The organism is Aquabacter albus, assembly GCF_040049275.1.
Taxonomy (GTDB): domain Bacteria; phylum Pseudomonadota; class Alphaproteobacteria; order Rhizobiales; family Xanthobacteraceae; genus Aquabacter.
Window position 1 is genome coordinate 189,262 of record NZ_JBDZDT010000008.1, and the last position, 14,824, is coordinate 204,085.

At 66.9% G+C, this 14,824-nt stretch carries 12 protein-coding genes; 6 read left to right on the plus strand and 6 right to left on the minus strand.

The annotated features are described in order from the left end of the window. The first annotated feature begins 271 nt into the window (after window positions 1-271). The 6 genes from ABLE91_RS21095 to ABLE91_RS21120 all read left to right on the plus strand — a co-directional run bounded on the left by ABLE91_RS21095 (window position 272) and on the right by ABLE91_RS21120 (window position 9,212). Window positions 272-958, plus strand: a complete 687-nt coding sequence (locus tag ABLE91_RS21095) for a response regulator transcription factor (protein WP_348934023.1) — start codon at window positions 272-274, stop codon at window positions 956-958. Beyond that, the gene (locus tag ABLE91_RS21100; RefSeq protein ID WP_348934025.1) at window positions 955-2,331 is read left to right on the plus strand and encodes a sensor histidine kinase; all 1,377 of its coding nucleotides are present in this window, start codon (window positions 955-957) and stop codon (window positions 2,329-2,331) included. The genes ABLE91_RS21095 and ABLE91_RS21100 overlap by 4 nt, the downstream gene beginning before the upstream one ends. 119 nt (window positions 2,332-2,450) lie before the next feature. Beyond that, a complete protein-coding gene (locus ABLE91_RS21105; protein WP_348934026.1) occupies window positions 2,451-3,041 on the plus strand; it encodes a class I SAM-dependent methyltransferase in 591 nt (196 codons plus the stop codon). Between the two features lie 613 nt (window positions 3,042-3,654). Further along, the gene (locus ABLE91_RS21110) at window positions 3,655-6,582 is read left to right on the plus strand and encodes an autotransporter domain-containing protein (RefSeq protein ID WP_348934027.1); all 2,928 of its coding nucleotides are present in this window, start codon (window positions 3,655-3,657) and stop codon (window positions 6,580-6,582) included. Window positions 6,583-6,789: 207 nt separating this feature from the next. Further along, window positions 6,790-8,274 carry a S10 family peptidase gene (locus ABLE91_RS21115; protein ID WP_348934028.1) on the plus strand — a complete coding sequence of 495 codons (1,485 nt, stop codon included), beginning with the start codon at window positions 6,790-6,792 and terminating at the stop codon, window positions 8,272-8,274. Window positions 8,275-8,477: 203 nt separating this feature from the next. After that, window positions 8,478-9,212 carry a DUF2161 domain-containing phosphodiesterase gene (locus tag ABLE91_RS21120; RefSeq protein WP_348934355.1) on the plus strand — a complete coding sequence of 245 codons (735 nt, stop codon included), beginning with the start codon at window positions 8,478-8,480 and terminating at the stop codon, window positions 9,210-9,212. A gap of 29 nt (window positions 9,213-9,241) precedes the next feature. Here the strand turns inward: ABLE91_RS21120 and ABLE91_RS21125 are convergent, their stop codons facing one another. The 6 genes from ABLE91_RS21125 to ABLE91_RS21150 all read right to left on the minus strand — a co-directional run bounded on the left by ABLE91_RS21125 (window position 9,242) and on the right by ABLE91_RS21150 (window position 14,766). Continuing rightward, window positions 9,242-9,493 (minus strand): BrnA antitoxin family protein, encoded by a 252-nt coding sequence (locus ABLE91_RS21125; RefSeq protein WP_348934029.1) that lies wholly within the window; start codon window positions 9,491-9,493, stop codon window positions 9,242-9,244. An 81-nt stretch (window positions 9,494-9,574) separates the two neighbouring features. Beyond that, window positions 9,575-10,714, minus strand: coding sequence for a mandelate racemase/muconate lactonizing enzyme family protein (locus tag ABLE91_RS21130; RefSeq protein ID WP_348934030.1), 1,140 nt, complete (start codon window positions 10,712-10,714; stop codon window positions 9,575-9,577). Between the two features lie 7 nt (window positions 10,715-10,721). Next, window positions 10,722-11,687: a hydroxyacid dehydrogenase gene (locus tag ABLE91_RS21135; RefSeq protein ID WP_348934032.1), complete on the minus strand. Its 966-nt coding sequence runs from the start codon at window positions 11,685-11,687 to the stop codon at window positions 10,722-10,724. Next, on the minus strand, window positions 11,677-12,579 hold the full coding sequence (locus tag ABLE91_RS21140; protein ID WP_348934034.1) for a fumarylacetoacetate hydrolase family protein: 903 nt from the start codon (window positions 12,577-12,579) through the stop codon (window positions 11,677-11,679). Before ABLE91_RS21140 ends, ABLE91_RS21135 begins: the two co-directional genes overlap by 11 nt. 1 nt (window position 12,580) lies before the next feature. Continuing rightward, entirely contained in the window at window positions 12,581-13,723 is a 1,143-nt protein-coding gene (locus ABLE91_RS21145; RefSeq protein WP_348934036.1) for a mandelate racemase/muconate lactonizing enzyme family protein, read from the minus strand. Window positions 13,724-13,788: 65 nt separating this feature from the next. After that, on the minus strand, window positions 13,789-14,766 hold the full coding sequence (locus ABLE91_RS21150) for a tripartite tricarboxylate transporter substrate binding protein (protein ID WP_348934038.1): 978 nt from the start codon (window positions 14,764-14,766) through the stop codon (window positions 13,789-13,791). Window positions 14,767-14,824: the final 58 nt, after the last annotated feature.

Genomic DNA, 14,824 nt, shown 5'->3' on the forward strand with positions numbered 1-14,824 from the left:
GTAATTGGGGCGGGTGGAGGAAAACCCGAGAGGAAGGTGTGTCTTTGGCTTGAAGCAGGCGCTCTTGAGGCGGGCGGGACCTTACTGCTTTTGCCGCCGACGTCCAGGGTCCAAGCCAGAGGCTCCTTGCCACGCCGATCCTTACGCCATTGCCATCGAGCAGCGCCTTTAACGATGTTCCGCCCACGGGCAGCGAGGAAGCATACGTAATGTAGCCGCAATGCTGGTGCGTTAGCGCGACTCTTGTCAGCATCGCGAAAGCCAGAATTTCTTGCGTGTCCTCCTTGTCGAAGATGAGCCCGAAATGGCCGAGGCGCTCCATGCCGCGCTTCACAGCCACGACATTGTGCTCGACCATGTGGCGACGCTTGCCGAAGCGGAAGAGGCGCTCGCCGATCCCCTGCACGACGTCGTGCTCCTGGACCGGCAACTGCCGGACGGTGACGGCCTGTCGCTTCTGGCAAAGCTGCGCGGGACGGCCAGGACTGGTGCCGGCAATGTGCCGGTGATCATGCTGACCGCGCGCGGCGACATGGCCGACCGGGTCGCCGGCCTTGATGCCGGCGCGGACGACTACATCGCCAAGCCGTTCGCGGTGGAGGAATTGCTGGCGCGGCTGCGGGCGGTGCTGCGCCGGCCCAGCACGCTCGCTCCGCAAATGGTCCAGGCGGGGCGCCTGTCGTTCGACCAGGTGCACCGGGAGGCGAGCATCGACGGCCGGCGGCTGGATCTGCCGCGCCGTGAACTTCTGGTGCTGGAGACGCTGCTGCGGCGCCTGGGGCGCACGGTCATGCGCGCGGCGCTGGAGGAGGCCGTCTACGGATTTGCGGACGAGGTGCAATCGAACGCGCTCGACGCCCACATATCGCGGTTGCGGCGCAAGCTTTCGGAAGTCGGCGCAGGCGTGGAAATCCACGGCATCCGCGGCGTCGGCTATCTTTTGCGTGCCGCCGCATGAGTAGCGAGAGATCCTGCTCGCTCAACTGGCGCCTCGTCTCGCGGCTGGTGGCCCTGCAGGCGGGCATCCTCATCATCTTCATGGCGCTGATCCTTTCGGCCCTGTGGAGCTGCGGCTACCTCGTCCATCTCGAACCGGAGGATGCCGTCATCGCCGCCATCGGCGATGCAGCGGTGCGCGACGCGGATGGCGGCCTCGCGCTGCGCCAAACACCTGAACTGACGCGGATGCGGCGCGAGGCTCCGGACTTGTGGTTCTCCTTGCGCGACCGGCAGGGACGATCGCTCAGCGAGGGGGCGATACCCCCCGAATTCGCCGGCGTCGGTGCCTCGCTGGACGGGGTCGGCCAGGCGCGGCTCGGCTGGAACCTGGGCGATACCGCCCGCTCGACCGCGCGGATGAAATGGATCACGACGGCTTCGGCGGGCGACATCCAGGTACTCACCGGCCCGGGCGGAAGCATCGGCCCGAGGCAGATCGCCCTGGCTGCGTTCATGGTCTTCGCCAGCGTCATCCTGCCCACGCTGGCCTTGATGACCCTCGCTACCGTGATCGCCACGCCCTTGGTGGTCCGGCGGGCACTGGCGGGGCTGGATGCGGTTGCCGCCGGCGCGACCCTGATCGATGTGGACGACCGCGGCGCCCGCCTCCCCGTGCGCAACGTGCCACGCGAAGTGATCCCCCTGGTCAGGGCGGTCAACGATGCGCTCGGCCGTCTCGATGAAGGTTATGAGCGCCGACAACGCTTCCTGACCGACGCGGCGCACGAACTGCGCACGCCCATCGCCATCCTCGGCACCCGGTTGCAGGCATTGCATGCCAGTCCCGAGCGGACGCGCCTGCTGGCGGATCTCGCCCGCCTGTCGACGCTCGCCGACCAGTTGCTCGACCTGCAGCGCGTGGCGCTGCATCCAACCGATTTCGGCACCATCGACCTTGTGGATCTCGGCCGGCAGGTGACAGCCGACCTTGCGCCGCTCGCCATCGCGGCGGGCTTTGAAATGTCGTTCGAGGCCGAGGCGCGGTCGGGCCGCGTGATGGGGGACCGGCTCTCTCTGGAGCGCGTGCTGACAAACCTAGTGCAGAACGCCATCGACCATGCGGGCCGGAAAGGCTGCATCACCGTGCGGGTGGCAAGCGGAGGCATCCTGGAGGTTGCGGACGAGGGAGCCGGCATTCCCGAGCAGGACCGGAGCCGCATCTTCGAGCCGTTCCAGCGGCTACGGCCGCGCAGCAAGGGGGCGGGGCTGGGGCTGCACCTCGTCAGCGAGATCGTGCGGCTCCATCGCGGCTCCATCAAAGCGCTCGAAGGATCGAACGGCGGCGCGCGGTTCCGGATCACCTTGCCGACAGCGCCGGTGGAGGCTCATTGATCCTCCTCCCGTAATGCTGCCGCAACCCGGCTCCCGCAGAGATGCCGACAGGGGTGCCCCCAGTGCAGGCCACGGGTCGGAGCACAGCCATATTTCATTCGACGGATACCGCCCTCCACATGTCGCACACCATCACGCCGGATACGTTCCATTTCCTTCGCGCCTGGATCTCCGCCCCGAGGCTTGTCGGCGCCCTGGCCCCCTCCGGCCGGGCTCTCGCCGACCTGATCACCAGCGAAGTCGGCCCGCATAGCGGTCCCGTCCTCGAGCTGGGCCCCGGCACGGGCGTGTTCACCCGTGCTCTCCTGGCCCGCGGCGTCCCTGAGGACAGGCTGACCCTGGTCGAGTACGGCGCGGAATTCGCAGAGATGCTGCGGGGCCGCTTCCCGGCAGCGCGGGTGCTGCAGATGGATGCCGGGCGCCTCGCCCGACGCCAATTGTTCTCGGACGCGCCCCTTGGGGCCGTAATCAGCGGCCTGCCGCTGCTGAACATGAGCCTGCGGACCACCGTGGCGATCCTGGCCGGTGCCTTCGGGTACATGCGGCCGCGTGGCTCTTTTTATCAGTTCACCTACGGCCCGGTGTGCCCGGTCCCACGGCCAGTGCTCGACCGTCTCGGCCTCAAGGCGACGTTCGTCGGCCGGGCCATGCTCAACATTCCTCCAGCCGCCGTCTACCGCATCACCGCGCGCAATCGGCCGGCGGGATAAAGCCAGGGGGATATGGCGGGGGCGATGCCGCCGGGCGCATCATCATCGGTCAGTATATTCGGATCGGGGGAGCCGGCTTCCCGGAGCACGCATGCTGCTGTTCAAGAACTCTCATGACCATACAAAGTGAGGAGGAGCCAGAATGATGCGCAGGCGCTTTATCCCAAGCGTGTTCCTTCCAATGCCTCTAGATAATCTTTCGCACGCCAGCTTCTGTTTTAGAATCTACAAGATCAATTAACGTACAAATTATGAATTCTGAATTATTTCAAAATATTTCACCCCACCCCATTAAGCTCTAGGATCTCGAGTTGCCAAAGGCCCGTCGTCCACAGGACAAGGTCGGTTTCTCGTTTGGAGAAGCAGAAACTCGCAAATCATCACTTGCAATGGAGGCTGAAAGGACATCAACGGAGAAATACAACACACTGATTATCTTTGATATTTTATGCAATTTTCGCGCGCATGGCCGACCTCAAGCGCTGGCGTGCGAGGGCCGCATCTCACCGCCCTCTGCGTTTGCCCACTATCTTCGCCGAAGGAACTTCGCTACTTACTTATCGGTTCGTGAGGCTATGATTTAGTCATTTATTGTTTCGGGGGGACAATCTTCATGCGTAAGGTCATTGCCGTCCCGGCTGCATTGGCAGCGCTGATCACCCCGGCCTTCGCCGTCAACCTCAACGATCCCCAGGCGGCGGCGGTGGGGGGCATCCCGGGCTGGTATGACCAGGCGAATGCCTATCCCAACGTGGTGTCGTTCTATGTTCCTCCCGGTGCGGTGCCCACCGCCCCTGAGGGGGGATCGAACTGCACGGGCACGCTCATCAACAGCCGTACGATCCTGACCGCATCCCACTGCATGATCAGCGGAACAACAGGTATCGGGCCTGCTTTTTCCACGCAGATCATCCGGTTCAATCCCGACGCAAACATCCCATCGCAGAACGACCGCGCCATGAGCGGCGCGATGGCGAACCCGGCCTATAATCCGGAGAACGATGACGGCAGCGCCGCCAACGATATCGCGCTGGTCTCGCTGGCGCGGCCCGTGACGGGCGTGACCCCTGTCACCCTGATCCAACCCGGCCAGCCCGTGCCGCCGGCAGGCTCGCTCGTGCGCATCGTCGGTTTTGGCTCTGCGGGGACCGGGACGCAGCCCGACACCGTAGTCGACAGCCGGCGCCGGGCGGCGGAATCGACCATCGGCGGCTACTGGATGATGGGGCCGCAATACGGCACCGCCGGCGAGTTCGGCGGTCTCCAGATTCAGTTCCGCGATCCGACGGACCCTGATCGCTACAACGTCTTCAACCAGACCGGTCCGGTACCGCAATGGCAGGCCCAGCCGGGGCCGGGCGACAGCGGCGGTCCGCTCTTCCTGGTGATGCCTGACGGCTCGCTGCTTCAGATCGGGACGGTGGTCGCTGGCGACAACGGCTATGGCGCGACCGACAGCTACACCGTGATCCAGGAGCAATATGGCTGGATCCAGGCCAGCAACCCGCTCCGTTCCACCACAGCCGTGGCCGGCAGCTTCAACTGGAGCGATTCCGCCGCCTGGCTTGATACGCTGGGACGCAGCGAAGTGCCGAACAATGCCGATGGAAATTTCACCGGCTATGGCACGCTCGGCAAATATTTCGACGTCAGCCTCTCCAATGCCTCGCAGATCACGGTGGACATCTCGCCCACCATCGACACGCTGAGCGTCAGCAATTCCGCCGCGTCCCTGAATATCCTGCCCGGCTCGACCCTCACCGTGGTGCTGGGCACCGAGGTCTCCGCCGGCCAGATGACCGTTGGGGGCATCCTCGATACGGGCACGCTGCTGCTTTCCGGCGGCCTCATCACTGGCGGCGGCACCATCAATGCGCCCTACGGCTTCGCCCAGACGGGCGGCGTGGTGGCCCCCGGCACCGCCAATGCGCTGGGAACCCTCACCGTCAACGGCGCCTTCACCCAGACCGCCGGCGGCACCCTGGCGGTGCGCGTGGACGAGACGGGCTCCGACCGCCTCCTGGTGAACGGACAGGCGAACCTCGCCGGCACGCTCGCGCTGTCCCTCTTCAAGAACGCCCCCGCGGCAGGCCAGACCTTCTCCGTGGTTGCCGCCGAGAGCATCAATGGCGGCTTCTCGCAGATCTCCTCCACCCTTCCGGCCTTCCAATGGTCGACGCAGACGGTGGGCAACGCCATCGTGCTGACCGCCGACGTCAATTATGCGGACGACGTTCCGGTCTCGCCGCAGATCGCGCCAGAAACGACACAGGCGGCGACCGGCGCCGCGCAGGCTCTCAACGCATTGGCGGACCGCCTGCCGACCGCCGCTCTCGAACAGGCGGCCGAGACCGTCACCATCGGCAATGCGGTCTTCCCTTCCACCCCCGCGCTCGCAGTGGCGGACCTCAATACGCTGAATGCCGGCCAGCTCGCGCTGGCGCTCGCCACCTTGCCGCCCATGGGCTTTTATGGCGAGACCGCCTTCGCCCTTCAGTCCTCGCGGCTCATCTCCCGGGTGCTCACCGACCGGCTGAACGAACTCGACAGCGCACCGCTGCCGGGCAGCACCTTCAATGTGGCGACCCGCGGCGCGACCGACGCCGAGACGGCGTCCGCGCTCGCTTACGCCGCCCCGGCGAAGGCGCAAGGCAGCCGGCAGCCGTCCGCGCTTGCCGCCGTCAAGGCCGTGCCCGCGGTACCGCCGACGCCGGCGAGCGCCTATGGCGTGTTCGTGGCCGGCAGCCTGATGACCTCGGGCGGTGCCAGCGACACCGCCTTCACCACATCGGGCGTCACCGCGGGCATCGACTATCGCGCGACGCCCAATTTCACCATCGGCGTCGCCCTCACCTATCTCAGCGACCAGCGCTCGGCCGACAACATGTCGCTGGACAGTCAGGGCTATGCCCCAACGCTCTACGGGCGCTGGTCGAGCGGCCGCTTCTTCCTCGACGGCTATCTCGGCTATGCCTTCAACCAGACCGACACGAGCCGCACCGTGATCCTCGGTGATGAGGTCCTGAACGCCACCGCAAGCCCCAGTTCCAACCAGTTCCTGGCCGGCGCCCTGGCGGGGATGCGGCTCGATGCGGGCAGCTTCGTCCCTTCCATGACGGTGACACCCTTCGTCGGCCTCGACTTCACGCAGATCCATGTGGACGGCTATTCGGAGACCGGCACGGGCGCCCTCGCCATCGCGCTCAACTCCCGCGATCTGAACGAGACACGCGCCACCGCCGGCTTCGACCTCTCCTGGAACGTGCCGCTCGCGCAGGCGGTCTTCACGCCGCGGCTGAAGGCCAGCATTACCCAGCGCTTCGGCGACCTCACCGACGAGGCGGAGGCCTTCTTTGTCGCCGCGCCCGATCTGCCCTTCCAGATCTCGGGTCCCGCCACATCCCAAACCTACGGCTCGCTGGGCGCCGCCCTTGCCCTCCAGGGAGCGGCCTGGTCGGGCCTCGTGTCCTACCAGGCGGACATGGACGGCTCCGGCATTCTGGACAACAGCATCTCCGCCAAGCTGCGCTATGCCTTCTAGCGTTTGATCCCGGATTCTGATGGGGCTTCTTTTCGTCGGAACGGGAGCTTTGGGGCAGGTTCTCAGCCGCGCCCTCACCACCATCAATTTCCGCCTTGATGACCGGCTATGCCTCGAAGCCTGTTCGGCATCGAGGCTCCCATGCGATTTCATGCGCTCCCGGTTTTCATATTCGCTGCGCTTCTCGTGGCGCCTCCGTCAGCCTATGTGACCCGGGCTTGGTCGCAGGATGCCGCGCCCGCACCGCGCGCGGCGGGCCCACGTGGCGGGGACGAGGCGCGCACCGCGCCCCAGGGTGTCAGCTTGCCGCCGGATTCCGTCACCCGGCATGAACTCGTGCTTGCCGGCCGCACGCTGCGCTATACGGCAACGGCCGGCGCGCTGCCGGTGCGTGACCGGGAGGGGCGCCCGCTGGCGGAAATCGCCTATGTCGCCTACGTGCTGGAACGCGAGCCGGGCACCAGCGCCACATCGAGGCCCGTCACCTTCGCCTTCAACGGCGGGCCGGGCGCGGCTTCGGCCTATCTCAATCTCGGCGTGATGGGGCCAAAACGGCTTCCCGTCGGCAGGCAGGGCGACACCCCTTCAAGTCCGCCTGTCCTCGTGGACAATGCCGAGACCTGGCTCGATTTTACCGACCTCGTCTTCATCGATCCCGTCGGGACAGGTTACAGCCGCTTCACCTCGGGCGGGGATGAGACGCGCAATCTGCTCTGGTCCGTCGAAGGCGACTACAAGTCGCTCTCGCGTTTCGTGGCCAACTGGCTGCGGCTGAACGACCGGCTGACCTCGCCGAAATTCCTCGTCGGCGAGAGCTATGGCGGCTTCCGCGCGCCGAAGATCGCCAGCGAGCTGCAGACGGGCGATGGCGTCGGCGTCTCCGGCATCGTCATGATCTCGCCTGTCCTCGACTTCACTTATCAGCGTGACGCCCGCACATCGCCGTTGAAGTGGGTGGTCTCGCTGCCGAGCATGGCGGCCACGCGGCTCGAACGCGAGGGCAAGCTCTCGCGTCCGGCGCTTGCCGAGGCAGAGGCCTACGCTACCGGCGCGTATCTCTCCGACCTCCTCAAGGGGCCTCGCGACCGGGAGGCGGTGAACCGCATGACCGGCCGGGTGGCCGCGCTGACCGGGCTCGATCGCGATATCGTCGAGCGCCGTGGAGGCAAGGTCGATACCGGCACGTTCCTGCGCGAGCTCGACCGCGACAAGGGCGTGGCCGGAAGCCCCTATGACAGCAATGTCGCCGGCCTCGATCCCGATCCGGACGCGGCCCGAAGCGGCGCGCCGGATGCCGTGCTGGAGGCGCTCACCGCGCCATTGACCAGCGCCATGCTCGATACCTATGCCAATGAGCTGAAGTGGCGACCCGAAGGACGCTATTTCCTGCTCAACGACGAGACCAACCGGCGGTGGAATTACGGCGAAGGCCGCGGCGACCGCGAGTCCATGAGTGAGGTGCGCAAGGTTCTGGCGCTCGATCCGCGCCTGCGGGCCATGGTGGCCCACGGGTTCACCGATCTGGTCACACCCTATTTTGAATCGAAGCTCCTGCTCGATCAGCTGCCCGCGCTCGGCGATCCGTCCCGGGTCAGGCTCGAGGTCTTTCCGGGTGGCCATATGTTCTATTGGCGCGATGGGTCGCGGCGCGATCTCCACGATGCGGCCCGCAGCATGATCGAGGCCCAGTGAAGGCTGGCGGAGGAAAACCATCGCTCGGGATGAAGGAGACCAGCCGATGGCGAGGGGGCGGCGCTTTGGCCTATGCTCGCAAATCACTATCCCCACCGAAGAATGACCCGTGCTTCCCTGGCCACAGCCCGACGCCGCGAGAGTGCCCGATGGCAGCGGCCAGCTCTGCCTGATACAGCCGGCCTGACCACGGAGAGCGTATCCTGGAGACGTCCCTTTACCTGCCCGTGAAAGGGTTTCTGGAAGGCCTCGGCTTTGCCGTCAAAGGCGAGATCGGCGGCTGCGATCTGGTCGCGCTTGCGGGAGATGGAACTCCGGTCGTAGTCATCGGGGAGTTGAAGCTCAGCTTCAATCTGGAGCTCGTCCTCCAGGCCGTCGACCGTGCCAGCGCCTGCGACGAGGTCTGGCTCGCAGCACGCACGTCCGTGCGCGGGAACGGGCGGGAAAGCGACTCGCGTTTTCGCAACCTGTGTCGGCGCCTTGGTTTCGGGATGCTCGCCGTCTCGCCCGCGGGCGAGGTTACAATCATCGTAAGCCCCACATCTCCCATGCCGCGCAAGGACCCGCGCCGTAGGTCGCGGCTCGTGGAGGAGCACCAGCGCAGGCAGGGCGATCCGGCCGTGGGAGGCGGGTCCCGCGCGCCCATCATGACCGCATACCGGCAGCAGGCGCTCGCCTGCGCCCGTGCCATGGCGGAGGCGCCCAAACGCCCGCGCGATCTTCGCGCGTTCGCCCCGAACGCCGGAAAAATCCTTCTGGACAACGTCTATGGCTGGTTCGCCCGTGCGGATCGCGGCATCTACGGCCTCACGCAGGCGGGGCGCGAGGCGCTGGTCCGTTGGCAGGTGCTTCCTGGTGCTGAAGGAGCCTCCCGCGCCCTGGAGGTGAACGACGAGAGCCAGCGGGGTTCCGATCTCAACCAGCCCGTGGAGAGCTGAACGCGCTGCGCCGGCTCCCCTCCCCTCGGTTAAGTCTTGTCCACCATGGCTTTGCGCAGCACTTGATTGATCCGGTCCTGCCAACCGGGGCCCTCTTCCTGGAAGTGCTCAAGAACGTCGCGATCTATCCGGATCGATACGGTTTCCTTGGCATTGGGAATGGCTGGTGACCTGGGCGCTTTTGGCGCCGCCTCAACGGGCTTTGTGGTGGCCGATCGGAAGGCCGCTTCCGCCATGTCGCGCGCGGTGCCACCGGAACGCCGCGTTGGTGGCTGAGACATCGCCTTCTCCTTCGCCAGACCACGTATGGGTCTGGCGAGACTTTAGCGCACCGGAAGCCGCTGGCTAGGTGAAAGGCGCACTCACACGTAACAGGGGCCATCGATCAGGGGATGGGCGGCGATGAAGGCCTCGTCCACCTCGATGCCGAGGCCGGGCCCCTCCCGGGTGGTCACCGTCCCGTCCGCATCCAGCTTATAGGGCAGGCCGCAGACCTCGTCCCGGAAGGGGTTGTGGTGGGCGACGTCCCCCTCGAAATAGCCGGGATTGTCCACCGCACAGAGCAGATGCAGCGTCGCCACCATGTTGATGCCAGTGGCGGAGGTGTGGGGGTTCACCGACACCTTCCAGGCGGAGGCCAGCGTCGCGATGCGGTGGCATTCGGTGATGCCGCCCGCCTTGGATAGGTCCGGCTGCGCGAACGAGACCGCGCCGTCCTCCAGGAGACGGGTGAACTCGAAGCGGGTGAAGTGGTTCTCCCCCGCCGCCAGCGGCGTGGTGCCGAGCCGCGAGGCATCCATGTAGGCGCGGTAGTCGTGGGGCGGGAAGGGCTCCTCGAACCAGCCGACGCCCGCCTCCTCATAAGCAGGCATCACCCGGCGCACATCGTCCAGCGAGCAGCCGGTATTGCCGTCCACCAGGATATCGATCTCATCGCTCACCGCTTCGCGCACCGCCTGAACGCGGGCGATGTCGCGGCGGGGGGTGTCGCCCACGCGCAGCTTCAGCGCCTTGTAGCCCTGGGCCACATAGGACTGCGCCTCGTCTGCAAGCAAAGCGGGGTCCTGCCAGCCCAGCGAAATGCCGCCCGCATAGGCCTTGATCTTCTTCGGCGCGCCGCCGAGCAGGCGATGGATCGGCGCATTGAAGGCCTTGCCGCGAATGTCCCACAGCGCGATGTCGAGCCCGCTCAGGGCCATGGCGGCCGCCGCGCCCATGCCGTGGCTGGCGAGCTGCATGCGGTAGACCTTCTGCCACACGCCCACCACGTCCAGCGCATCCATGCCGATCACCAGCTCGGAGAGGGTGGTGTCGATGAGCTTCGCGATGGCGCCGGGGCAGCGGCCGTGATGGGCCTCGCCCCATCCGACGACGCCCTCATCGGTCTCGACCCGCACCAGGACCGCATCGCGCTTCACGGCGCGGCCGATACCCAGTGTGACGTTCTTGCCCTCCGGCACGCGGAAGGAGACGGGGACGGCGCGAATGGCGGAGATGCGCATGGGGACCTCAGGCGGCGGGTTTGCGGTAGTCGGGATTGACGAGGTTTTTCGGCGCCTCGCCCCGCAGCATGCGCAGTACCTCCTCGGCCGCGCCGATGCTCATGGCGCGCATGGAGGTGGAGGTGATGCCCGCGACATGCGGGGTCATCAGCAGCGTGTCGAGCCCGAACAGGGGATCGTCGCCGTCGACCGGATGCACGTCGTAGACATCGGTCGCGGCGCCGGCGATGCGGTGCTCGCGCAGCGCCACGAGCAACGCCGCCGTGTCCACGATGGGGCCGCGGGCCGGGTTCACGAGGACCGCGTGCGGCTTCATGCGGGCGAGGAGGTCCGCACTCACCAGCCCCTTGGTCTGCGCCGTCAGCGGGCAGGCGACGACTACGGCGTCGCTCTCGGCGAACAGCCTTTCGAGCGACACCCCTTCGACGCCCTCGACCGCCGCACCGGAGCGCGACGCGCCGAGCACCCGCATGCCGAAGCCGCCTTGGGCGATGGTGGCGATGCGCTTGCCGATGGATCCGAGGCCGATGATGCCAAGGGTGGTGCCTCCCAGCTCGCTGGTGGTGTCGGCAAGGCCGCGGGCCTTGTTCCATCCCCCGGCACGCAGGCGTGCATCCATGCGGCCGAGCGGCCGGCGCAGATGGAAGAGAGCGGAAAACACATACTCCGCCACCGCCTGGGTGTTGCTGCCCGGCAGGTTCGCCACCGGGATGCCGAGGGCGGTCGCCGCCGCGACGGGGATGAAGTCCAGCCCCACGCCATGGCGCACCACGCCCTTGAGGCGGGTCGCGCCGGCAAAGACATCGTCGGGCAGCTTCGCCCGCACGATCACCGCGTCGGCCTCCCGCGTGTGGCGGCGGAGCGTCTCGTCGGACGTGTCCGCGCCCACCACGATGCGGGCATGGGGCGCCAGGAGCGCGGTGCCGTCGGGGTGGAGCGCATTGGTGGCGTAGACGATGGGCTCAGGGGCCATGGTGGGCGCCTTCCTCGATGGGATTGACGAGGGCGCCGAGCCCCTGGACCGAGGCGCGCACCACCGTGCCCGGCTTCAGCCAGGCCGGCGGCGTGCGCATGCCGGCGACGCCGGCCGGCGTGCCGGTGGCGATGACATCGCCGGGCTCCAGCGCCTCGCGGTGGGAGAGATAGGAGACGAGGTCGGCCACGTCGAACACGAGGTTCGAGGAGACGCCGTCCTGGAGGACAACGCCATCCACCGCAAGGGTCAGGGCCAGACCGTGCGGGTTGCCGACCTCGTCCGCCGTCGCGAGGAAGGGACCAAGCGGGCCGAAAGTGGGCAGGTTCTTCCCCCGAACGAACCCGCCGTCCCGCTTGATCATCTCGCTGGCGCTGATGTCGTTGAAGATGGTGTAGGCGGCGACGTATGACAGCGCGTCCTCGCGGGAGACCCGCTCCGCACGGCGGCCGATCACTGCGGCGATCTCCACCTCATAGGTGCATCCGCCGATGTCCGGCGGCAGGAGGATCGGGGCGCCCTGCCCCACCACGCTGGACGGCTGCTTCATGAACAGCACCGGCGCCTCGGGCGCCGTCATGCCGCGTTCCGCCAGGGCATCCTTGTAATTGAACGCTAGGGCGTAGATGCGCGGCGGGATGAAAGGGGCGAGCAGCTCCACGTCGGAGAGCCACAGCGCCGCCTCGTCCCGCAGCCCATGGGCGGCGATGGCGGCGGCCCTGTCCGGCAGGCCGGCGGCGATCAACCCCGCCACAGTGGGAGCCACGCCGCCGAGCGCGCCGGCCATGGAAGGATGGGCGAGATCGCACAGGATGTCCGCTGCGCTGGAGCCATCGCCCTGGAGGACACCGGCGCGCGCGACGCCCTCGTGGCGGAAGGTGACGAAGCGCATGTCAGCCCACCCGGTAGCGGTCGATGACGGTGCGGTCGATCTCGATGCCGAGGCCCGGGCCGGTGGGGATCTTCACCCGGCCGCGCTCCTGCACGATGGGCTCCTTGGCGAGGTGATCGCGGAACGGGTTCTCGCACTGCTCAAATTCCAGCAGCGGCTCATAGGGGAAGAGGCTGGGCGGCTGATCGGCGAGCGCGCCCAGGAAGTGAAGGGTGGCGGCGATGCCCACCGCCGAGCCCCAGGCATGGGGCACGCACTCGACGCCATGGGCGGAGGCGAGCGTGGCGATCTTCTTGCACTCAGTGAGTCCGCCGGCCGCGCAGACGTCCGGCTGCACGATGTCCATGGCCTTGCGCACGATGGCGTCGCGGAAGCCCCAGCGGGTGAACTCGTTCTCGCCGCCGGCCACCGCCATGTCGAGGGCGCGGGCCACTTCCACATAGCCGTCAATGTCTTCCGGGGAGATGGGCTCCTCGAACCACTCGATGTCCAGTTCCTCTAGCTTGCGGCCGAGGCGGATGGCGACGGGCACGGAGAAGGCGTGGTTGGCGTCCACCATGAGGCGGATGTTCGGGCCGACGGCGTCGCGCACCGCCTTCACGCGCTCGAAGTCGCGGTTGATGTTGCCGAGGCCGATCTTCATCTTGATGGCCTTGAAGCCCTCGGCCACATAGCCCTCGGCTTCCTCCACCGCTTCTTCCACGAGCCGGTCGAAATCCGTGAAATAGAGGCCGGTGGCGTAGCAATCCACTTCGGTGCGGAAGGCGCCGCCGATCAGCTTGTGCACCGGCTTGCCGACGCTCTTGCCGATGATGTCCCAGAGCGCGATGTCGATGCCGCTGATGGCGGCGATGGACATGCCCTTGTTCCCGTAATCCTTGATGCGGTTGTAGAGATCTTCCCAGATGACCTCCACGTCGAACGGGTCGCGGCCGGTGATACGCGGGCCGAACTGGGTGTCGATGAACGCCTTCGCCACCGCCGAGGGGCCGTAGCATTCGCCCCACCCGACGATGCCGTCGGCGGTCTCGATCTCCACGAGGCAGGTGCTGCGGGTCTTGTAGAGCCAGCCCCTGGACGAGGTGAAAGGCTTCTCCACCGGGGACGACATCACATGGGCCTTGACGCTCTTGATGAGGCTCACGACGCACTCTCGCTATTGGACATGGAAAGGGAGGGACCGGGCGCGGCGCGCCCGGCCGGGGACGCTCACTCGGCCTTGAAGACCTGGGTGGCGACGGCATTCAGCGAGGTCTGCACGGCCTCGACTTCCTTATCGAGGGCGTCGCCCGTGAGATTGTCCACGACCACCCCGTTCTCGACGGCGAACGCCTTGAAGCGCGGATCCTGGATCGATTTTTCGAAGGCGCTGATCAGCTTGGCGCGCACGTCCGGCGGCACCTTGGCCGGGGCGACGATGTAGGCCATCTGCACCACGGGGCCGTAGGGGAACACGTCGTAGCCCTTTTCCTTCATGGTCGGCACGTCGGGGAAGACGGAGAGCCGCTCATTGCCGAAAACGGCGATGGGGCGCACCTGTCCGGCCTTGATCTGGCCGATGCTCTCCGAAGGCTTCAGCACCGCGGCGTCGATCTGGCCGCCGGCGAGGTCGGTGATCACCTTGGCGCCGCCGGGATAGGGCACGTTCACATAGTCCACGCCGGCGGCGCGGGCGGTCATGCTCGCGAAGATGTGGTTGAGATTATAGGAGCCCGGCGTGCCGATGGTGACCTTGCCCGGCTTCTTCTTCATCTCTTCGATGAATGCGACAACGTCCTTCGGCCCTTCGCTGGCGACCAGGAGCATCAGCGGGTCGGTGGAGATGCGGGCGATGGACGCGAACTGGTCGTTGCGCAGCAGCGTCTTCTTCTGGGCGATCATCGAGAGGGTGGAGGACGTGCCCATCCCCAGCATGTAGCCATCGGGCGGCGCGTTCGCGACCCGGCTCATGCCGATGGTGCCAGTGCCGCCGGGGACGTTATCGACGATGATCCGGATGCCGTTCTCGGCGAGGATCGGCGCCAGGACGCGCGCGGCGATGTCGTTGGAGCCGCCCGCATTCCACGGCACGACCAGCCGCACTTCGCGAGAAGGAAACTTGTCTTCGGCCGCCGCCGGCAGCGCCACCAGCAGCGCCATCGCCCCAAGCGCCGCCTTGATCCAGGCGCGCGAAGATGTGTTGCGCACGGCCTTTCCGGACGCACACTCGGCGCGCCCGTCGGACATCCTCCCCATGATGCTTCTC

Coding starts and splice junctions, on each gene's coding strand:
- ABLE91_RS21110 (WP_348934027.1), top strand. CDS start 3,655: ATGCGTAAGGTCATTGCCGTCCCGGCTGCATTGGCAGCGCTGATCACC.
- ABLE91_RS21130 (WP_348934030.1), bottom strand. CDS start 10,714: ATGCGCATCTCCGCCATTCGCGCCGTCCCCGTCTCCTTCCGCGTGCCG.
- ABLE91_RS21140 (WP_348934034.1), bottom strand. CDS start 12,579: ATGCGCTTCGTCACCTTCCGCCACGAGGGCGTCGCGCGCGCCGGTGTC.
- ABLE91_RS21100 (WP_348934025.1), top strand. CDS start 955: ATGAGTAGCGAGAGATCCTGCTCGCTCAACTGGCGCCTCGTCTCGCGG.
- ABLE91_RS21135 (WP_348934032.1), bottom strand. CDS start 11,687: ATGGCCCCTGAGCCCATCGTCTACGCCACCAATGCGCTCCACCCCGAC.
- ABLE91_RS21105 (WP_348934026.1), top strand. CDS start 2,451: ATGTCGCACACCATCACGCCGGATACGTTCCATTTCCTTCGCGCCTGG.
- ABLE91_RS21125 (WP_348934029.1), bottom strand. CDS start 9,493: ATGTCTCAGCCACCAACGCGGCGTTCCGGTGGCACCGCGCGCGACATG.